The following is a 20,149-nucleotide window of genomic DNA, read 5'->3' as shown; positions in this document are numbered from 1 at the left end:
TTAACAACTACGTTCTACCACACAATCTTATTGGTAAAAGTTCACCATACCTTCAAGACTGGTTGGGCGAATTTTATGTGCTTGACCTGCAGAGCCGAACGCTTCAAAACGATTGGTACAGATATCTGACATCGCTACCATAGACGCTTTGAAATATTTGCGTGGATCAAATTCACTTGGATTTTTTGCAAGGAATTCGCGGATAGCACCAGTTGATGCCAGACGTAAATCCGTATCGATGTTTACTTTGCGCACACCATGCTTGATCGCTTCAACGATTTGCTCAACTGGCACGCCATAAGTTTCGCCGATATCACCGCCATTTTCATTAATAACTTTTAGCCATTCTTGTGGCACTGATGAAGAACCATGCATGACCAAATGCGTATTAGGAATACGGGCATGAATCTCTTTTACGCGTTCAATAGACAAAATATCGCCTGTCGGTGGACGTGTGAACTTATAGGCACCATGACTAGTACCGATAGCAATCGCTAACGCATCGACATTGGTATCTTTTACAAACTGGTCAGCTTCATCAGCACTGGTCAAAAGCTGCTCATGATCCAATACGCCTTCAGCGCCAGAGCCATCTTCTTCGCCAGCCATACCAGTTTCAAGACTACCTAGGCAACCGATTTCGCCCTCTACAGAGACGCCGCAAGCATGAGCCATCTTAACAACTTCGCGCGTGACGCTAGCATTGTAATCGTAATCCATTGGCGTTTTGCCATCTTCACCAAGTGAGCCGTCCATCATCACTGATGAAAAACCTAATTGGATTGAGCGTTGGCAGATAGCTGGCGACATACCGTGATCTTGATGCATTACTACTGGAATATGTGGCCATTCTTCGATCGCAGCGATAATCAAATGACGCAAAAATGCTGACCCAGCATAGTTACGTGCGCCTGCACTGGCTTGAACAATAACAGGTGAATCACAAGCATCCGCAGCCATCATGATTGCACGCATTTGCTCTAAGTTATTGACGTTAAAGGCAGGAACACCATAGCTGTGTTCAGCGGCATGATCTAGAAGTTGACGTAAGGATATTAGGGCCATAAGATGCTCTCTGATTAGATTTTGAATAGTATTTAAAAAAAACAGCTTGATAACAATCATTCCACTGTATATTCGATCAGACTGACAGTATATAGGCTAGTAAAGGTCTGAATGATATTGGATATGATTACCACGCGGTGATTATAGCAAAAATTGTTCTGTCTTCGTAGCGGTTGACCGACTATTTGTCAGTCTATACCGTCTCTTGATATCAGTTTAATTTTTATAAACTGTAACTTTATAAACTACTATAATGACATACAACGCAAAAAGCCTTGGCAATCACCAAGGCTTTTTTAGTATTTTGAGGCTTATAAAGCAATGACTATTCTTAAAGGTTACATATCAATCGATAGCTTCCCAGTAAATCAGTCATTATAGTGCTTAGTCATCGCGTAGCTTAGTACTGTTGCTCTGCATCAACTGCAACATCATTTGCGCCATCAGCGACAGCGTTAGCGCCATCAGCAACAGCTTCAGCAGTATTTTCAACCGCTGTGTTAGTGCTTTCAGCAATAGCATCGCCAGTGTTTTCTAGAGCGTCTGTCGCAGCTGCACCAGCAGTGTCAGCGCCTTCGGCAACTTCAGTACCAGCGTCTTGAGCAGCAGCTTCAGCTTCAGCAGCAGCAGCATCAGCGTTTGCAGCAGCATCATCGCCAGCAGATTCAACAGCAGCTTCTGTGTTTTCTTCTGTTTGTTGGCTACATGCAGTGATTGCAAAGGTACCAGCAAGTACGCTAGCAAGTAATAAATGACGTTTTAACATAATAAACCTCTCGTAAATAATGCATGTCAAAATACATGGTCGCGCTATTTTATAGAGTGCGAATCAGACATGCAATAATAATTTTCAGTATATAAATAAATAATTACTGCTTAATAATAATCGATGGCTATTGCGCTTACTTATATCAATAAAAACAAGTAAATCAACAGCCAAAATATTATTTTTACAGACTACCTTAGTTATTTAGAGTTAGTTGTACGTCTAATGTTACTAAGCTACAGAGTATCGTTAATTAGTTAGGCATCTATTTGCAGTGCAGCAACTGCTGGAAGTACTTTACCTTCAACAAACTCTAAAAACGCACCGCCACCCGTTGACATATAACTCACGCCTTCAGCAACTTGATATTTATCGATAGCTGCTAATGTATCACCGCCGCCCGCGATAGAGAAACCATCACTGTCTTTTACAGCAGTAGCTAATATCTGTGTGCCTTGCCCGAAAGCATCGACCTCAAATACACCCACTGGGCCATTCCACAAAATGGTTTTTGCATTAATAATGGCATCGGCAAGCTGTTTTGCGCTTTCTGGTGCGATGTCCAATATCATGTCATTGTCACCGATCGCATCAACTGATTTGATCGTTGCGGTAGCTTTTTGCAATGAGCCAGTAAAGTCAGCGAAATCGATGTCATTTTTATCAGCGACTACGACGTACTCAGGCAGCAAAATTTCGGTTTTGGTCATAATGTCACGTGCAGTATCGAGCAAGTCTGCTTCGTACAATGAGGCGCCAACACTGTGTCCTTGTGCTGCTAAGAAAGTATTGGCAATACCCCCACCAACGATAATTTGCGTGCAAACTTCAGCCAAGCTGTGTAGCACTTCTAATTTGGTAGATACTTTTGATCCACCAACGATGGCAAGCATTGGCTGTGCTGGTGTTTCAAGTGCTAGGCTCAAAGCATCAAGCTCAGCGGCTAACAATGGCCCTGCACAAACGGTTTTGTCTGCTTGACGCATCGCTTGCGTAACGCCTTCTGTTGATGCCTGTGCACGGTGCGCTGTACCAAAAGCATCCATCACAAACACATCGCACAAATCAGCGTACTTTTTCGCCAGCGTGGCATCGTTTTTCTTTTCACCGTCATTGAAGCGTACATTTTCTAATAGAACTACTTCGCCGCATTTTACATTGGCACCTTGGGTAAGGTAATCACTATTAAGACGTACAGGTGTCGATAGTTGCGAGCTTAATTTGTCCGTCAAATAGTCAGCAACTGGTGCTAATGAATATACAGCTTCAGGACTGCCTTCTGTTGGGCGGCCTAAATGTGAGCAAACAATTACCGCAGCGCCTTTTTCGAGCGCCATCTTGATGGTAGGAAGACTGGCTTGCAAGCGCGCATCGCTCGTGACCTTACCGTCTTTAATAGGCACATTTAAATCTTCTCGAATCAAAACCACTTTATCCGTTAAGTTCAACTCACTCATACGCAAAAAATTCATTACCTGCTCCTATGCATCAATATATCTGTTAATTTGCGATTACTGTCGTTATTGATATGACTATTATGGTCCGCTCTATATAAATCAGATTCAGTGCTAAGCTCGATCAATCTACTATTTAGTAGCACTCTTACTCGCCTGCTTTATAACTACGCTATTTTATATCTAAGCTATATAGTCACTATCAGCTTTATTGCTTTTTAATGTCTTTTTAACGCTTGGCTCTGACACTTATCAGATCACTCTGATGAGTCGATCAAGTAAGCAGAATTCAGCGGCGGTGTATTCTACCAGTTTTCTAGCGCAGTCTCACAAGCAACCTGTCACAAATTTCAGCACGTTTAAAATATTTAGTCTAAATTCTCAGAGCATTATTCGATTGCAACAATTGCAGTTGCTAGCTTTGAGCATAGTCAATAAACCGTAACATTTCGTGGTGGTACTCAGCAGTCAAGCTCTTTATGATAGAAACATTGACAATAAAAATAATCCATTAGGAGAAAACAATGAGTATCAACTTAGACACTGCTAAACAAAACCTATTAAAATTAAAAGACGAATACGAATCTCGCATTAATAAAATTGAAGATCATATTCAGAATCCACAAGATGATCTCAATGAGCACTGGGAAGATCAGGCCATATCCTATCGTCAAAATGATATGCGTAAAAACTTAATGAGTGAGGCGCGTCAAAGCTTAATCTATGTCGAAAATGCATTGAGTCGGATTGAAAATGGTACTTATGGCGAGTGTGAAGTCTGCGGCGAGCCAATCGAAGAGCAACGCTTAGAAGCGCTGCCCTATGCTACCTTATGTATGGAACACGCTGAGTAGCGCTGTCATATTAATACTCTATTCTAAGACTATTGCTACTCTAAAACCTCTCTAAGAAGAGTTCTTCAAGTAGGTATTTTCCATTTAGAAAATGCCTGCTGCCATTCATGACAGCGCTGAGCTATATCTGCTACTGGTAGATCCATGATATCCCCGACTACTGCCACAAGCGCAATGGGCAAATTTACCAGCTCTGAGACATTTTCTGCGGTTAGCCCGCCTATTACACAGATTGGTATGCCTTGCTGACACCCTTCCTCAAGCTGCTGACGTGAAATAATATTAGCATTTGGCTTAGTTGTAGAAGTAAATACTGCACCCATCGCAGCATAACTTGCACCGTCATTTTTTGCTTCTTTAATCAGCGCTACATCACCATGGCAGGTACGACCGATGATTTGATGCGGTGATAGAGACTGTAGAGCATCACCGATACTGCCGTCTGTTTGACCAAGGTGTACCCCAACGCCAAGCCTTTCGGCTAACTTCACGTCATCATTAATAACAACTGGCACGTTGTACGTTTTAGCTAACTCGACGATTTTTTGCGCTTCATCAAAAAGCTTCAAAGCTCCATCAGGTAGACTAAGAACTTGCTTACGACGAATTTGTAATAGCGCAATCAATCCTGTCGATAAGGCTGCCTGTAGCTTTTGATATAACAGCTCAAACTCATCGTCGTTCGTCAATAGATATAGCTTAGGTGTAGGAGAAGAGAATGGTGAATGACCCATAGCGTGTATCCTTAATTCTTAAATTCAACACAATAAAAAAGCTGTTATATGATATAACAGCTTTTTTATATATTTAGAACAGATAGCTTATACTGTACGACGTGTAGCCAAACTATTTAAGATATTTTTAGCATCGCCCCAACGTGTTGCTGAGCTGTTTGCTCCTAAGATAACAATAATTGCAGGACGATTATTGACCCGAGTTTCCATCACAACACAACGTCCGGCTTCATTGATAAAGCCTGTCTTAGAGATACCGATTGGATAGCTGCCGTCACGGACCAACGTGCTAGTATTACTGGCTTTATAGGTGCGGTTACCGCTTGAGTAGTTTGAGACGAAAAAGTCATAGCTCTTAGTGGTAGAAAAACGACGAATCACATCATAGTTACCAGCAGCACGTACCATCTTGACCAAATCTTTTGACGAAGCTACGTTGCGCTTATCTAGTCCAGTTGGATCACCAAAAAACGCCGTATTCATGCCCAAATCTTGCGCTTTACGATTCATTGCACGCATAAAAGCATCATAGCCACCTGGGTAGTTACGCGCTAGACTCTTCGCCGCTGGGTTTTCAGACTTCATCAACGCCATCAATAGCATCTCAGCACGGTTTAAACGATCACCTGATTTCAAACGCGAGCTTGCACGCTTAGGACCAACAAAATCTTCTGGATCAAGCGTAATTTCTTCACGCATATCAAGACCAGCATCCAACACCACCATAGCCGTCATAACCTTGGTGATACTGGCCATTGGGCGCGCGATATCAGCATCTTTTTCGTAAATAGATTCGCCAGTTTCAGCGTCGATCACCGCAACACTACGTGAATCCGTACTAATCGGAATCATATCGCTGCTACCAAATGCCCCACGATAAGTTGTGTTATAGCGGGCACTATTGGTGTTATTACTACTAGCAAAACTATTAGTATTCGTAATATTGGTAGTGCCGTAGCCATTATCAACTTTCTTAATAGCAGAGCCGTTGGACTTGTACATTATGTTACGAGCTTCAGACAAACTATCAGCGCCGCCCCAACTCAGGCGTGCACTAGAGGCAGTGTCAGTGCTACCATTAATTGTAAGTGCGGCTTGTGCAACACTGCCCAAACTCAATGAAATCATAGCAGCGATCAATTGCTGTTTGGTTAATGGTAGTTGCTTCATTATGCCTCCTGCTGTCGCTATTACGCCAGTTACATATTGTCTGACGCCAAAAACGTACGTAGCGTTTATAGATGTGTTTGTAAGTACTCACATAGAGCTTTTGTATTTTTAGTGTATCATGGTTTACATTTAAGTTTAATCTATCAAACTGATTTAGTAGTTTTTTTTGGCTTCATTCAAACTTTGCTACAACCAATTTATATTATAGAAACATCAATTCACACTGCAGCAATATAATTTAACTTCGAATGTTATGATTACTCGTATTTTGTTATATTGATCAGCGGTATTTTGAATATACAAAGATAATAATAATGGTTGAAATATATTCGACTTTTATACTATTTGAACCTAATAAAGCGTTCATTCTGACAATCAATAAAGAGTATGGTTATGATTAAAGTATTAGTGGTAGATGATCATGATTTGGTACGGATGGGCATTAGCCGTATGTTGTCAGACAGCCCCGATATTGAAGTGGTAGGTGAAGCAGACAGCGGTGATATGGCTATCAAACAAGCCAAACAATTACATCCTGATGTGATTTTGCTAGACGTCAACATGCCGAATATTGGCGGGCTTGAAGCAACCAAACGTCTGATACAACTTGATATGGGTATCAAGATTTTGGCGGTCAGTAGTATGTCTGCACAGCCCTATCCCTCAATGCTGATCAAAGCAGGTGTCAATGGTTACATTACCAAAGGCACGCCGCTTGATGAAATGATACGTGCGGTCAAAAAGATTTATCAAGGAGGTCGTTACTTCAGTCAGGATGTGGCTGAACAGTTAGCAGATGTTTTATTGTCTGATAATGCAAACTCACCTTTTGACTTATTAAGTGACAGAGAAAAACAAGTGGCCATGATGGTTGTTAATTGTCAAAGCCCTCAGCAAATAGCTGATCAATTGTTTGTTAGCGTCAAGACCATTAATACGTATCGCTACCGTATCTATGAAAAGGTTGGGGTTGATAGTGATGTTAAATTAACTCATTTGGCCATTCGTCATGGTCTGATCCAACCATAAACCATTTTAGCGTTTATTCTATTACGGCCAGTTTATGAACCCTGCTACCAATCTTAGCTCTGCCATTACTCGTTATGTTCATCATGACGATACGCTTCCTCTGCCGCAGTTGCGTAAGTTGGGGCTGATCTATAGCAGCTATCGCTTCGTTGTTAGCCTGTTCTCTATGCTCATGCTATACATTAGTGCTCGTACAGGTGATGGCACTTCTTTACCGAGTTTTTTACAACAAACGACTCTAAGCTTCTATGTACTGTTAAGTTTGATACTGCTTGGATTATTTTATGTCGTTACAAAACATATGCGCCGCCAACTGGCATTCGGACTGGCCTTAGACGTTATTATATTAAGTCTACTGCTCTACACGACAGGCAACCCTGATTTGCAGTTAACCATGCTATACATGGTGGTCGTCGCGGCTAGCTTTATGCTACTACATGGCTCACAAGCGTTGGTTATTACTTTACTTGCCATCATTCTCGTTATTTATCAGCAGTTTTTTTACGCTATTGCTAACAGCATGAGTCTAGCCAATCTAGGTGATGCGCTACTGATGTCGGCGAGCTTTTTAGCAGTGGGCGGTTTGAGTTGGTCTATCTCTCAACGATTGGTACAGCTTGAGAAAGTCGCGGCAAACCATGCTAAGGAAGTCGAGCGACTAAACGTGATTAATCAAGAGGTCATCACACAGATGGTGAATGGTGTTATCGTTATCGATAAGCAACATATTGTCTTAGCAAACCTTGCCGCACATCAATTGCTGAGCCTTTCTCTTGTCACGCCTGTCACAGCACAGAATACCCTTGACGATACAAAAGAGACTCATAACAAAGCACTTCTCTCCAATTTTGAGCAGCAACTCAATAAGCAGCATACACAGTTATTTAATGCCTGCTTGTCGGTAGCATCTGGGCAGTCACGCGCTTTTACCTACGATGTTCCGGCTGTGGCAAATGCCTCAATATTTGGCAAATTACGCGTACAGATTATTCCACTAAAAGACGATAGCAAACTTGTCATATTAGAAGATTTACGCCGTGAGCAAGCCAGTGCTCAACAGTTGAAACTGGCTTCTTTAGGGCAATTAACTGCCAGTATTGCCCACGAAATCAGAAACCCATTAGCAGCGATATCGCAAGCCAGCCAGCTATTAATAGAAGATGTTGCAGAACAAATGGAAGATGACAGTGCATTAACAAGTGAATCGAATGCTGCCATGACCGGCAACCATGAGCTTTATGAAATGATATTTTCACAGACAAAACGTGTAAACCGTATCATCGAAGATATTTTAAAGCTGTCTCGTCAGCAGACGGCTACCCAGCAGGTGCTCGAGTTAGCTGAATGGATGCCATCGTTTTTGGAGAATTACTTTCAAGGACACGACATTTTTCTACGAATAAAAACCAAACCCATCATATCATTTGATACTCATCAGTTAGAGCAGATATTGATCAACTTAATCAACAATGGTCTGCGTTATAGCAGCTATGCTCATCCTCATGCTTATGTAGAAATCGACATTTACTGCGCAGACAACGATGTTATAATCGATATACTAGATAATGGTAATGGTGTTAGTGCTGGAAATTTAGAACTTTTGTTCGATCCGTTTTTTACAACAGATAAAGCTGGTACAGGACTGGGGCTCTATTTATCACAAGCATTTTGTGAAGCCAATCAAGCGCGTTTACTCTACATTCCTGAACATGAGAAAACATGCTTTCGATTAATTGTACCTTCTATTAAATCTGATAATAAATTTCAAACTATCGAAGAAAATCTTACCTAAATTTACCCTTTGAACGCTATTACGCCCATTTAGACCCAGCTATTGATTTTATAGCCATAAAATACGATGAGATGATGTATGACAACAACCGCGCTAGTCGTCGATGATGAAGTAGATTTATGTCGATTGATGCAAATTACCCTGACTAAAATGGGTATCAAAAGTGATGTGGCTTATACATTGTCGCAAGCAAGAACATTTTGGCAAGACAATGACTACGATTTCTGTCTGACGGATTTAAAACTGCCAGATGGCTCGGGACTTGAGCTGGTAAAAGAAATTAGCAATAGCTCTAATATTCCAATAGCGGTGATTACGGCTCATGGCAGCATGGATTTAGCTATTGAGGCATTAAAGCTTGGTGCCTTTGATTTTGTCAATAAACCGCTAGAACTACCACGTTTGCGCCAACTGGTAGAGAATGCCATAAAAGTTATTCATCAAGATAACGAAGTACAGGCCGCACCGGAATGCTCTCCTGAACAGAAAATGCTAGATAGTAGATTGATTGGTAATTCTGCTGTCATGCATCCCCTCAAAAATACCATTTTAAAGCTAGCACGCTCACAGGCACCTGTGTTTTTATCGGGCGCTTCTGGCACAGGTAAAGAAGTGGTCGCCAGATTGATCCACGATTTAAGTCCACGGCGTGATGGCAGCTTTGTACCAGTGAACTGCGGTGCGATACCATCGGAGTTAATGGAGTCGGAGTTTTTTGGTCATAAAAAAGGCAGCTTTACAGGGGCTGTCGCTGATAAACAAGGGTTATTCCAGCAAGCCAATGGCGGCACGTTATTTTTAGATGAAGTAGCAGATTTACCTCTAGCCATGCAGGTTAAATTGTTACGTGCCATTCAAGAAAAAACAGTAAGGGCAATTGGTGATACAAAAGAAGTTCCAGTAGACATCCGCATTTTGTCTGCCACTCACAAAGACCTGAGCCAATTGGTACAAGATGGTGCATTTCGACAAGACTTATATTATCGCATCAATGTCATTGAGCTAAAGCTTCCAACACTTAATGCACGCCGTGATGATATCCCTGTGTTGGCAGACCACTTTTTGGCGATGATTTCTAATGATTGGCAATTAGAGTCGCCGCCGTCATTGACAATGGAAGCTTGCGAACGCTTACAACGCCACGATTTTGCGGGTAATGTCCGTGAACTACGCAACTTATTGGAGCGTGCAGTTACGTTAGCTGAAACCTCATACATTGACGTTAGTCATTTAGGTCTTCCTGACATTGAACCTGAGCTTGTAAATACACAAGAGCAAAATCATAGTTCAGCTATCGATAGCTCTGAGCCACCTGCTCGTAACGTAGAAAATCAAATAGACGTTCAATCTACAGCCCAATCAACAAAGGACGGTGAGCAAGCCATTCAATCTAGCAATATGGCAACGCCGGTTGAACAAAGGGTGACCAATTTACACCCTTATCGTACTAACAACAACCACTACCCTTCAATGGTACAGCATTCGTCAACTAGTAATGACAGTTCGTCAACCAACGTAGCAAGTACTCATGACAAAGAGTCGCTCCTTGACTCCAACGTCCAACAAGGAACCTCTAAAGACATATCAGGTTTATCAGAATTGTTCGACGGTCAACTACCGCCTCAAGGGTTAGAGCATTATTTGCAGGAACAGGAAAAGCAGCTGATTATCACAGCACTCAAACAAACTGGCTGGAACAAAACCCAAGCAGCTGAATTATTAGGAACCACCTTTCGCTCTTTACGCTACCGTATGAAAAAGCTCGAAATTTCTGAAGATGCGTTCGACTAATTTCCTTTAAACGTCATCTTCAAATATTTTTGAGCGTTGAATGGTATGTACTGTTAATCAACTGCTACGAAAGTCTATTCTTTCGTAGCGTTTTTTCTAACAAAGCGAATGCCAGAATCAAGTGCGCGCGCCTTTACTAATTCTAAAGCTTTCTGCTCCCACGTGTTCTCGCTGCCAGATAAGGTCACATCAGGTTCTACGCCGATCTCGTCTATTTGTTTGCCTGCTACCGTCATATAATTGGCCACAGTCAATTTGACGGCTTGCTCATCGTTTAATGGGATGACCGATTGTACTGAGCCCTTGCCATAGCTAACTTCACCGATAATAGTAGCGCGTTTTTGTGCTTGTAAACTACTGGCAAGCACCTCTGCTGCTGATGCTGAATAGCGGTTTTGTAATACCACTAAAGGCAAAGGTTTAAGTATCGCATCACCTTGGGTCGATAGTACCCGTGATTTATTTTGACGTGCTTGCACCTGCACTACATCGGTATCATCCATAAATAAACTGGCCACGCTCACTGCTGATGTCAGTACGCCACCTGGATTATCACGCATATCTAGTAAAATGCCTGATATCGGAGCGTTTAGGTTGATTAAACCTTCTAGTAGTTTCTCACGGCTATTGTTTTGAAACGCCGGTAATTTAACAATGGCAATGCCATCAACCAGTTTGGTCTCGATAATCTGCGGATGACTATTATTACGCTGCAACGTCGTTGTGTGCTTACGGCGACCAGCTTTGGAAGTAATGATATCTACCTGCGTACCAGCAATACCCGTCAAAAGCTGCTCAACGTCATTGACCTGTCGCCCTTCGTCTAGCTTAAACTCATCAACTTGATGCAAATAATCACCAACTGCGATGCCTTTTTTGTCTGCAGGTGAATCATCGATAACCTCTGTCACGACCCAATACCCCGCCTCTGGCTGGTAATTAACTTTAATACCAATATCACCAACGTCACCCTCAGTAAAGGCACGTAGATTCTCATAGGCTTCTGCATCTAAAAACTCAGCATGGCTGTCAAGTTTGGTCAGCATACCGCTCATCGCATTGCTAAATAACTCTTCGTCATTGACCGCATCGACGTATTGACGACGTACTAAATCCACTACAGCCACAAATGTCTTTAGCGTCTCAGGAGAGATAGCATTTAGCGATACTTGTGCAACTTCTGCTGGAATCTCCGTATCAATATCATCGGCATCATCCGTTAGCGCGCTGTCATCTGGCACACTATCTATCGAGTCATCTGGCTCATCGGCGACATCTAACATATCAGCAATGTTAGATAAATTATCAGCGTCGTTTTCATCCGCTATCTCATCTGCATTTAAACTGATGAGCTGTAGGCCATTTGTAGGATTATCATTATTTGTAGAAGCTCCCACTGCTGCTTGTGCATTTACGCTAATCGCACAACCAAGCACACCTATTAAAATTGCAGGCTGCAAAACCGCAGACGCGACTGACGCCTTCCCTACTGATTTACTTAACCCTTTGGATAAAAAAGAACGTGCAAAAGAAATAGGCTGCATAAAAGAACTCATTTGAATAGTAGAGAATACGAATTTAGCGTTATATAGTGACTTATAAGATAGCACCAAACGCATATTTCGAACTAGCATAGTATTGCAAGTAAATTAAGTAAAATGTATCACAAAAAAAGGAAAGGATAATAGGTTATCCTTTCCTTTTTGATATCTTCTGGTACAGCTGTCAAATCAGTATAAACCACAGTCATTCAAGTACTGTGGTTTAACTCGACTGGCTTAGACTGCTGGAACCAATAAGCTCTCACCTGTCATTTCGGCAGGGGCGTCAATGTTCATCAATGATAAAATAGTCGGTGCCACATCACTAAGTTTACCACCACGGCGTACTTGCAACTTTTGCTCACCTACATAAATTAATGGCACATGCTCTGTCGTATGCTGTGTATGTACTTGACCACTTTCGTAGTCTTGCATCTGCTCGCAGTTACCATGATCGGCTGTGATAAGCATATCACCACCAGCAGCTCGGACTGCTGACTCGATACGGCCAACGCATACATCTAAAGCCTCTACCGCTTTTACTGCTGCATCAAAGATACCTGTGTGCCCAACCATATCACCATTGGCATAATTGACCACCAATACATCATACTTACCAGACTCAATCGCTTCTACTAATTTATCAGTGACTTCAGGCGCACTCATCTCAGGCTGTAGATCATAAGTTGCAACGTCTGGAGATGGCACTAAAATGCGGGTCTCACCCTGATACTCTTCTTCTCGGCCGCCACTAAAGAAAAACGTCACATGCGCATATTTTTCAGTTTCAGCAATACGTAGTTGAGTTTTTCCTTGATCCTGCAAGTACTCTCCCAATGTATTGGCCAAAGACGTTGGGTAGTAAGCAATGCTGGTTTTTGGATTATCAGCTAGGACATCTGAATACTTAGTTAGCATCACAAACGCCGCCAGTTTTGGCTGTTTTTGGCGCGCAAATCCAGAAAACTCATGATCTGGCAAGACAAACGCTTGGGCAAGCTCACGAGCACGGTCAGCACGGAAATTCATAAAAATAAGTGCGTCGTTATCATTAACAGTATATGGCACTTCATCACGTCCAATTACGGTCGTTGGACTGACAAACTCATCGGTCTCACGCGCTTTATAAGCAGCTTGGACAGCGCCATCTGCCCGTGTCGATAGACGATCAGCTTTGCCTTCAGTAATCAGCTCATAGGCTTTTTGCACGCGATCCCAACGATTGTCGCGATCCATTGCATAGTAGCGTCCGATGATACTTGCAATCTGTACGCGGCCACCTTCGTAGTGAGCATTCAATTTATCAATATAGTCGCGCAGACGATTGATGTACTTATCAGCAGATTTAGGCGGGGTATCACGGCCATCTAAGAAACAATGAATAAAGACATTCTTGGCACCATGCACCAATGCTGAATGACACATGCCTTCGATATGGTCTTGATGTGAGTGGACGCCGCCATCAGAGAGCAAGCCCATAATATGGACGTTACCGCCACGCTCATTAGCCGCTTTTACGGCATTGACCAATGCTTCATTTTTATAGAATTCACGATTGGCAAGTTCACTTGAGATACGTGTTGAGTCCTGATAAAGAACACGCCCTGCGCCTAAGTTCATGTGACCGACTTCTGAATTACCAAACTGACCATCTGGCAAACCAACATCTTCCCCTGAAGCTGAAATAAGCCCATGAGGATATTGCTGATAAATCTTGTCTAAATTTGGCATATTGGCAGCAGCGATGGCGTTATCTTTATCTTCTTCACGATGACCAAAGCCGTCCAATATCATCAAGACATGCGGTATTTTTTTATTCTGTGCACCGTCTTGGTTATTGCTAAGCTGTGTTTTATTATTATCAATAGAGTCTGATGCTTGTTGGGTACTGGTCATATATTACCGCTCCTCGAGTGAATGAACGCCTATAATGCTGTGTAAGGGAATATAAAGCCCTCTATATTAACACACATCTTGAAATAGCTGAAAAACTGAGCATTTTTCGTGAGTTTATGAATAATTTTATAGGGTTATCTTATGACGTTTTTTCTAGATAAGACAATATAAGTGCGGCCAACCAACCAAGCTACGTATCAATCTGTAATTCAGACTTGCAATCACTCTTTTCATTGGTTAAGATAAAACTATTCTGAAGTGTTGGCTAGTAGATGTTTATTCCCTGAGCCGATAATGCTTTACCAGGATGTGGTACCTATTGTCTCATTGTGTATGCCTGCACCGCTTGCGGTGTATCAGGAAACCTGCAGAGATGATGACGCATCCGCCCTGAACTTCACGGTTCATGGGTCACCATCTTACAGCGGCACTTCGGTTGTTTCATTCGGTTAGTAAATATATTTCTTATAATTTATTTACTACCACTAAAAAGCCCCTTTCGTCATCGACGAGAGGGGCTTTTTTTATGCTTACGATTTAACTGAATGGTTATTCGTCATTAGCAGACTTGGTAATTTTCTTGACATCTTTAGGGATGTTTTTGGCAGTACCATCAACCGTAGTATGCTGTTTAAACACGTCACCAAATGGGTTTTGCTGCTGTTGACCAAACGGATTCTGGCCATTCATGCCACCTGCGCCACCGAACGGGTTTTGACCGCCCATACCACCAGCACCGCCAAATGGATTTTGACCACCGCCCATTTGACCACCCATCTGCTTCGCCATCATTTCCATCATTTTTTGCTGATTATTCATGACATAATTATTGGCCAAGTCTTTTAGCTTTTTCTGCACAGGTGGCAATACCACCAACAGCGCCATCAAATCACTAAGTACCCCAGGAATAAGCAATAAAATACCTGCAGCTGCCATTGCGATACTCTTAATCATCGTGGTCTCTGGCGGACGCATCGCAGGGTTCATCATGCCACCAGCTTTCATTTGCTGTGCCATTGGATTAAGAGCAGCCATACCTTTGCGCATCAAGGAGATACCAATAACCGCGGCGATAATAAACCACATAAACACCCACCAGCCGCTCATAAATTGAGCAAGCAAATACCACAGTAGCATCTCGATAATAAACCAAACGATGGCTATACCAACTATCTGACCCATAAAGTGTCGTCCTATAAAATAAAAACCAATAAATTGAGCGCCATGAAAATTAAAATGGCTAACATATGATGTATATGGGGATTGGTTGCTATACTATCAAACTTAAGGCGAATTTTTAAGCCATATAGTCGGTACAACATAATTTGGACACAAGGAAGGTGGAAGATACTACTACGAATAGTGGGCTAAGCGAGTCCGTATCCAATCTATATTGTATTGAATATAAAATGACAGGTAAGCAAGACGGAATATTATGGCAATTATTATAGGCATTGACCCAGGGTCACGCATGACCGGTTATGGGATAGTACAGCAGACAGGTGACAAGCTGACCTATATCGATGCAGGGACGATTCGTACAGATACCAAAGAGATGCCTGAACGCCTCAAGCGTATCTTTAATGGACTAACCCGTATCACACAGCATCATTTAAAATACGCAGACGAGCCTATCTATACGGCGATTGAGCAAGTATTTATGGCTGAAAACCCTGATTCTGCACTTAAGCTTGGGCAAGCACGAGGTGCAGCGATTGCAGCGATGGTTGCACTAGATTTAGAAGTATCAGAATATACGGCTCGGCAAATCAAACAAGCCGTCTGTGGCTATGGAGCAGCGGCCAAAGAACAAGTGCAAGAGATGGTGTGCCGGATATTAGCGTTAGAAGTCGTACCGCAACAAGATGCTGCCGATGGTCTTGCCTGCGCCATCTGTCATGCTCACTCAAGCCATTCAATGAACAAACTGATATTGAATAGCGCCATGCGTGGCCGCGGTGCTTCTAAAAAGAAAGGCCGTTGGCGTTTGACCGAAGAAGATTTAGGTAACTTACGTTAAAGATCAGCTTTAAAATAGCGAGGTGTTAAAGAAAACAATCGTCAAAATAGATAAACAGCAAATTAGACACCCCATAAAAAACACGCGCTATTAGACGCGTGTTTTCTATAACTATGAGCATTTCAAAGCTCAAACTACAGTAAGCTACTCTACAATTGCACTTTCAATGACAGCATCGAGTACATATGCATACTTTTCATTATCATTATCATTTTCTGTTGTCTCATCTGACTCTATTAATTCGTTAGTCTCTAATCGGTAGCGCTGCAATCGTAATACTTCTTCGTGCATACCGTCATGCTGGTATCCATCTATTTCTCCCGCAAATACTCTCCACTTCCCTTCACGAACTTTGACACCTTGGTCGTTGTAAGTGACGGGCCTAACTTGGAGACACTGCTTTTCACCATTCATATCACAATTGACTTCTTTGGCATTCACTGCCCAAAATACCGTCTCGCCCTTACTATTGTATTTCGCTTGTGCAGTAAGCCTACCATTCCATACCAAAGTGACATTATCGTTGGTAAACTGAGTCAATACTGGGCTGTCACTTTGCTCTATTTTTAACTCACTATTCCCTAGCATTAATGTATTTAATGTGTTTTCTGCCATATCAAGATCGCTACAAGACATTTTGGTGCTCATTCCTTCCTCGATACTCAATGTATGTCCTTGCAGCTGATAAGCAGCGCTTATTGTATTACAACCGACACTATAGATAAGTGTTTCTGGATTAAATACCAGAGTCCCCTGACCATCGATATCTGTAAGCTCACTTATAGGCTGCTCATTGGCATCCGTTGCCCTAACCAAGCTCCAACGATGACGAGACAAAGTATTCATCAGCTTTTCTTCGGGAGTAAATGTCGTCGAGCCAGATTCAGTAGTTGCTGAGTTGGTATCCGAGGCCCTATCCTCAATCGCTAGTGAGTCTACTTTTTCACCAGTATTGGAGATACCTGATCCTTCATTGTCGTGAGCCGTGTTTTCTTTTTGACAAGCGCTCAGCATCAAGCTCACCGCCACTATACTGGGCAATAAAAACGTTGTCAGTGCTGATTTTTTGGCTCTACCTACCATATTACGAACCTCTTAGTAAGCGTATATCAATTTTCTCGATTACTTATTTCTATATACTTGCTGGTCTTGCATCTTTTGAAGAAACATTTAATTAACTGTTCTGGAATATCGTTATTATAATCACGTTAAATTAACCACTATAGACCGAGCATTATTAGCTTATGTAATAAAATGTTGATTTTTATTATGTTTGAAATTCTTTTATTACTCTGCTATCTAATGTCGTTAATTTCATGGACAAAAAAAGGATAGCTAATACATATTAGCTATCCCCGATATTATCTTTAATGAGCAAGCATCTAAAAACAATAGAACTTGCGATGTATCTCTTTATCTAATCATTGATTTCCGCAGGCTTAGCTTTAGCCATATTTTTAATACTAAAGCGTTCATTCATCTTTTGATAAAAACGGGCTAGGTTTTCGCCTTGTTCATTAGGATTAATTTTCAATACTTTACCAAAATCTAAGCTTAGATATAGCACGATATCCGCAAAACTTAATTGCTCACCCACCAGATATTCACGACCTTCTAGGATTGTCTCAAAATACCCCATGGCTTTGACAGCACGGGCAATTGATGGCGCAACAAATTCTGGCACTTGTTCAACACGCTGGGCTTTAGACGGATGACTGTGCTGAAACGCTAGCATTAAATTATACATCACCTCAAACTCAGCAATACGGCGCATCGAGCACACTTGGGCACGCTGTATCACGTCATTGCCCATAACAGAACGCTCACCATAAACACGATCCAGATATTCACAAACTGCCTGCGAATCATTCAGTACTGTACCATCATCTAAGGTCAAAACAGGTACGGTCTGCATCGGATTCATTTGCGTAAATGCTTCTGACATTTGCTCATTTGCCGCAAAATCAATATCGATCACATCGACATCATCCATGTCATCAACATCGATACCTTTTGAAGCCAATAAGATAAGCGCTTTACGTGGATTAGGCGCTGTACGGGTAATATATAGTTTTTTCATAGTAAACTCCTTGTAAGAATGATTGGACAGCGATTTGGCGCTGATACGCCTTATTATGATGGTGGCACTAATGAGCACCTATCTATTGATACTCCATACCATAGTTATAGCCTACTCTGACCGTCATGGCAAAGGCTTATTATTCATGAGGTAAAAATAGCAAAAGCCCCATAACCTTGAGTCATGGGGCTTTATTTAATCACATTTATACATCAGTCTAATTATTTATTTGGTGCAGGTGTGGTGCGTAGATACGGTTTAATCTCTTTGTGACCTTTTGGATATTTTGCAGCGATATCTTCGTTTTTCACACTTGGTGGAATGATCACGTCGTCGCCATCTTTCCAGTCTACAGGTGTTGCAATGTTATACTCATCCGACAACTGTAGTGCGTCGATTACGCGGATAATTTCATCAAAGTTACGGCCACAACTGGCTGGATAAGTCAGTGTTAAGCGTACTTTTTTCTTAGGATCAATAATAAACACACTTCTGACCGTCGCTGTATTGTCAGCATTTGGATGAATCATGTCATAAAGATCTGCAACCTTGCGCTCAGGGTCTGCAATGATAGGGAAATTGACAGCAGTACCTTGGGTTTCTTCAATGTCACTTACCCAACATTTATGATCTTCTAAACCATCAACCGATAGCGCGATTGGTTTAACATTGCGCTTCTGGAACTCACCGCCTAGTGCTGCTGTACGTCCAAGTTCAGTGGTACATACTGGGGTAAAGTCTGATGGATGTGAGAAAAAAACCACCCAATGATCGCCTGCCCACTCGTGAAAATTGATGTCACCTTCTGTGGTCGCAGCGTCAAAGTTTGGTGCGGTATCGCCTAAACGTAAATGTGCCATGCTTTATTCCTTAGCTATGTGAATGAACGCTTATATCGACACGTCGGCCTCGCGTTCTATTATTGTCATCGACGTGCTCAGCTATCAAATATAACATAAAGCACATCCGTAAAAACTGACTTTATCTTAACAAACTGGTTATGAATGTCTTGTGACGGATTGTAATGCGGTTATTCCGTTTAATTCTAAGATGACGGACAAATCTTTTAATGCGTTTTTATGAACAAGTAGCTTTGAGAAATAATCAAACCACCATACCTGCACCCCATAAGCAAAACTCGCCAAATTTACCCTTTTTACTGGTACCACCAGCTGCGCGTCCAGCATCGGTCAATACTAGCTCACCATCTTGCGATTGTAGGTAACCCGCTGCAAGTAACTTTTCATTCAACTCTTGAGTTTTAAAGCCCAACTCTTTAGCAAGCTTGGCGGTGGTCAGTTTAGAGTAATTAGGTGTGGTTTCTGTCGTAGCATTGACAGTTGCGTTAGTAGTCGCGCTTATTATTTTGGGACTAGGCTCAGACTTACTTTCAGTTTCGGTCACTTTTTCAAGAGACATTCTCACTTCATCACTGATACGAATAATGCGCTGCGCTTCCTCATAAGTATCGGCATAAAGTTTGGCATCATCATTACGATAAATCAGTACACCCATCTCATTGTTATTAACTTGGCTAAATTCATAAAGATTTAAACTGGTAATAATGCATTCATTTTCATTTAGGTAGCATTTCGCATGTAAGTTTTTGCAAAAGCTAGTACGAATAAAGGTCAGATTTTTGAGCCAGTTTATTTCTTCAGGATGTAAGTCATTCTTACCATAAACAATGCGAATGTCGATCTTGAGACGGTTGCGGTCTTCCAATAATTCTTTGATACGTTCATTAAGCTTCAAATATGGGCTAATAATAATCAACCTGTCAGAAGCGTTTTTAATCAACTCTTCTAAATGATACGTTGTACCACTGCTGTTTAGAAACTTTGCCATTCTTATTTCCTCAAATCTTACTATGCTTAACTTTGTAAATGCGCACAAAAAAGCCCATCCCTAGCGTACTAGAAATAGGCTAACTTGCAAACTACTATTGTTCAGTATT

General features: G+C 41.8%; 17 protein-coding genes and 1 other RNA gene. 6 read left to right on the top strand and 12 right to left on the bottom strand.

Annotated features, from left to right (window positions below):
• Positions 1 to 27: 27 nt before the first annotated feature.
• The 3 genes from fba to I3249_RS07770 all read right to left on the bottom strand — a co-directional run bounded on the left by fba (position 28) and on the right by I3249_RS07770 (position 3,303).
• Positions 28 to 1,065: a class II fructose-bisphosphate aldolase gene (fba, locus tag I3249_RS07780; RefSeq protein WP_238069399.1), complete on the bottom strand. Its 1,038-nt coding sequence runs from the start codon at positions 1,063 to 1,065 to the stop codon at positions 28 to 30.
• A 400-nt stretch (positions 1,066 to 1,465) separates the two neighbouring features.
• The gene (locus I3249_RS07775) at positions 1,466 to 1,831 is read right to left on the bottom strand and encodes a hypothetical protein (protein ID WP_238069398.1); all 366 of its coding nucleotides are present in this window, start codon (positions 1,829 to 1,831) and stop codon (positions 1,466 to 1,468) included.
• Positions 1,832 to 2,088: 257 nt separating this feature from the next.
• Positions 2,089 to 3,303, bottom strand: a complete 1,215-nt coding sequence (locus I3249_RS07770; protein WP_238069396.1) for a phosphoglycerate kinase — start codon at positions 3,301 to 3,303, stop codon at positions 2,089 to 2,091.
• Between the two features lie 506 nt (positions 3,304 to 3,809).
• Between I3249_RS07770 and I3249_RS07765 the strand changes: the two genes are divergently transcribed.
• Positions 3,810 to 4,139: a TraR/DksA C4-type zinc finger protein gene (locus I3249_RS07765; RefSeq protein ID WP_238069394.1), complete on the top strand. Its 330-nt coding sequence runs from the start codon at positions 3,810 to 3,812 to the stop codon at positions 4,137 to 4,139.
• A gap of 65 nt (positions 4,140 to 4,204) precedes the next feature.
• On the opposite strand, the gene I3249_RS07760 is transcribed toward I3249_RS07765, so the two are convergent.
• The gene (locus I3249_RS07760) at positions 4,205 to 4,873 is read right to left on the bottom strand and encodes a thiamine phosphate synthase (RefSeq protein ID WP_238069393.1); all 669 of its coding nucleotides are present in this window, start codon (positions 4,871 to 4,873) and stop codon (positions 4,205 to 4,207) included.
• Positions 4,874 to 4,960: 87 nt separating this feature from the next.
• A complete protein-coding gene (locus I3249_RS07755; RefSeq protein ID WP_057760963.1) occupies positions 4,961 to 6,043 on the bottom strand; it encodes a serine hydrolase in 1,083 nt (360 codons plus the stop codon).
• A gap of 393 nt (positions 6,044 to 6,436) precedes the next feature.
• On the opposite strand from I3249_RS07755, the gene I3249_RS07750 reads away from it, so the two are divergent.
• The 3 genes from I3249_RS07750 (at position 6,437) to I3249_RS07740 (ending at position 10,655) form a co-directional block, all read left to right on the top strand.
• Positions 6,437 to 7,072: a response regulator gene (locus I3249_RS07750; protein ID WP_101206382.1), complete on the top strand. Its 636-nt coding sequence runs from the start codon at positions 6,437 to 6,439 to the stop codon at positions 7,070 to 7,072.
• Positions 7,073 to 7,106: 34 nt separating this feature from the next.
• Positions 7,107 to 8,864: an ATP-binding protein gene (locus I3249_RS07745; protein WP_238069391.1), complete on the top strand. Its 1,758-nt coding sequence runs from the start codon at positions 7,107 to 7,109 to the stop codon at positions 8,862 to 8,864.
• A gap of 78 nt (positions 8,865 to 8,942) precedes the next feature.
• Positions 8,943 to 10,655 (top strand): sigma-54 dependent transcriptional regulator, encoded by a 1,713-nt coding sequence (locus I3249_RS07740; protein WP_238069389.1) that lies wholly within the window; start codon positions 8,943 to 8,945, stop codon positions 10,653 to 10,655.
• A 74-nt stretch (positions 10,656 to 10,729) separates the two neighbouring features.
• Here the strand turns inward: I3249_RS07740 and I3249_RS07735 are convergent, their stop codons facing one another.
• Positions 10,730 to 12,199 carry a S41 family peptidase gene (locus I3249_RS07735; RefSeq protein ID WP_238069387.1) on the bottom strand — a complete coding sequence of 490 codons (1,470 nt, stop codon included), beginning with the start codon at positions 12,197 to 12,199 and terminating at the stop codon, positions 10,730 to 10,732.
• Positions 12,200 to 12,433: 234 nt separating this feature from the next.
• Entirely contained in the window at positions 12,434 to 14,092 is a 1,659-nt protein-coding gene (gene gpmI / locus I3249_RS07730) for a 2,3-bisphosphoglycerate-independent phosphoglycerate mutase (protein ID WP_238069386.1), read from the bottom strand.
• 247 nt (positions 14,093 to 14,339) lie between these two features.
• Here gpmI and ssrS point away from each other — a divergent pair.
• Positions 14,340 to 14,535: non-coding RNA, 6S RNA (gene ssrS, locus I3249_RS07725), on the top strand.
• 106 nt (positions 14,536 to 14,641) lie between these two features.
• On the opposite strand, the gene I3249_RS07720 is transcribed toward ssrS, so the two are convergent.
• Positions 14,642 to 15,274 carry an FxsA family protein gene (locus I3249_RS07720; RefSeq protein WP_057760971.1) on the bottom strand — a complete coding sequence of 211 codons (633 nt, stop codon included), beginning with the start codon at positions 15,272 to 15,274 and terminating at the stop codon, positions 14,642 to 14,644.
• 253 nt (positions 15,275 to 15,527) lie between these two features.
• Here I3249_RS07720 and ruvC point away from each other — a divergent pair, with 253 nt between their 5' ends.
• Positions 15,528 to 16,112 carry a crossover junction endodeoxyribonuclease RuvC gene (ruvC, locus tag I3249_RS07715; protein ID WP_057760973.1) on the top strand — a complete coding sequence of 195 codons (585 nt, stop codon included), beginning with the start codon at positions 15,528 to 15,530 and terminating at the stop codon, positions 16,110 to 16,112.
• 144 nt (positions 16,113 to 16,256) lie between these two features.
• Here the strand turns inward: ruvC and I3249_RS07710 are convergent, their stop codons facing one another.
• The 4 genes from I3249_RS07710 to I3249_RS07695 all read right to left on the bottom strand — a co-directional run bounded on the left by I3249_RS07710 (position 16,257) and on the right by I3249_RS07695 (position 20,040).
• Positions 16,257 to 17,195, bottom strand: coding sequence for an META domain-containing protein (locus I3249_RS07710; protein ID WP_238069384.1), 939 nt, complete (start codon positions 17,193 to 17,195; stop codon positions 16,257 to 16,259).
• A 334-nt stretch (positions 17,196 to 17,529) separates the two neighbouring features.
• On the bottom strand, positions 17,530 to 18,192 hold the full coding sequence (locus I3249_RS07705) for a glutathione S-transferase family protein (protein WP_238069383.1): 663 nt from the start codon (positions 18,190 to 18,192) through the stop codon (positions 17,530 to 17,532).
• Positions 18,193 to 18,413: 221 nt separating this feature from the next.
• The gene (locus tag I3249_RS07700) at positions 18,414 to 19,052 is read right to left on the bottom strand and encodes a peroxiredoxin (RefSeq protein WP_179798381.1); all 639 of its coding nucleotides are present in this window, start codon (positions 19,050 to 19,052) and stop codon (positions 18,414 to 18,416) included.
• Positions 19,053 to 19,296: 244 nt separating this feature from the next.
• Positions 19,297 to 20,040 (bottom strand): phospholipase D family protein, encoded by a 744-nt coding sequence (locus I3249_RS07695; RefSeq protein WP_238069381.1) that lies wholly within the window; start codon positions 20,038 to 20,040, stop codon positions 19,297 to 19,299.
• Positions 20,041 to 20,149: the final 109 nt, after the last annotated feature.

It is taken from the genome of Psychrobacter sp. Ps1, assembly GCF_022129425.1.
Taxonomy (GTDB): Bacteria; Pseudomonadota; Gammaproteobacteria; order Pseudomonadales; family Moraxellaceae; genus Psychrobacter.
Note: the sequence above shows the minus strand (reverse complement) of the source record. Positions and strands in the feature narration are given on the sequence as shown.

Bases quoted from the DNA above. Each gene is read 5' to 3' on its own strand.
- I3249_RS07700 (WP_179798381.1), bottom strand. From the start codon at position 19,052: ATGGCACATTTACGTTTAGGCGATACCGCACCAAACTTTGACGCTGCG.
- ruvC (WP_057760973.1), top strand. From the start codon at position 15,528: ATGGCAATTATTATAGGCATTGACCCAGGGTCACGCATGACCGGTTAT.
- I3249_RS07775 (WP_238069398.1), bottom strand. From the start codon at position 1,831: ATGTTAAAACGTCATTTATTACTTGCTAGCGTACTTGCTGGTACCTTT.
- gpmI (WP_238069386.1), bottom strand. From the start codon at position 14,092: ATGACCAGTACCCAACAAGCATCAGACTCTATTGATAATAATAAAACA.
- I3249_RS07720 (WP_057760971.1), bottom strand. From the start codon at position 15,274: ATGGGTCAGATAGTTGGTATAGCCATCGTTTGGTTTATTATCGAGATG.
- I3249_RS07745 (WP_238069391.1), top strand. From the start codon at position 7,107: ATGAACCCTGCTACCAATCTTAGCTCTGCCATTACTCGTTATGTTCAT.
- I3249_RS07760 (WP_238069393.1), bottom strand. From the start codon at position 4,873: ATGGGTCATTCACCATTCTCTTCTCCTACACCTAAGCTATATCTATTG.
- I3249_RS07740 (WP_238069389.1), top strand. From the start codon at position 8,943: ATGACAACAACCGCGCTAGTCGTCGATGATGAAGTAGATTTATGTCGA.
- I3249_RS07705 (WP_238069383.1), bottom strand. From the start codon at position 18,192: ATGAAAAAACTATATATTACCCGTACAGCGCCTAATCCACGTAAAGCG.
- I3249_RS07770 (WP_238069396.1), bottom strand. From the start codon at position 3,303: ATGAATTTTTTGCGTATGAGTGAGTTGAACTTAACGGATAAAGTGGTT.
- fba (WP_238069399.1), bottom strand. From the start codon at position 1,065: ATGGCCCTAATATCCTTACGTCAACTTCTAGATCATGCCGCTGAACAC.
- I3249_RS07755 (WP_057760963.1), bottom strand. From the start codon at position 6,043: ATGAAGCAACTACCATTAACCAAACAGCAATTGATCGCTGCTATGATT.
- I3249_RS07710 (WP_238069384.1), bottom strand. From the start codon at position 17,195: ATGGTAGGTAGAGCCAAAAAATCAGCACTGACAACGTTTTTATTGCCC.
- I3249_RS07735 (WP_238069387.1), bottom strand. From the start codon at position 12,199: ATGCAGCCTATTTCTTTTGCACGTTCTTTTTTATCCAAAGGGTTAAGT.
- I3249_RS07765 (WP_238069394.1), top strand. From the start codon at position 3,810: ATGAGTATCAACTTAGACACTGCTAAACAAAACCTATTAAAATTAAAA.
- I3249_RS07750 (WP_101206382.1), top strand. From the start codon at position 6,437: ATGATTAAAGTATTAGTGGTAGATGATCATGATTTGGTACGGATGGGC.
- I3249_RS07695 (WP_238069381.1), bottom strand. From the start codon at position 20,040: ATGGCAAAGTTTCTAAACAGCAGTGGTACAACGTATCATTTAGAAGAG.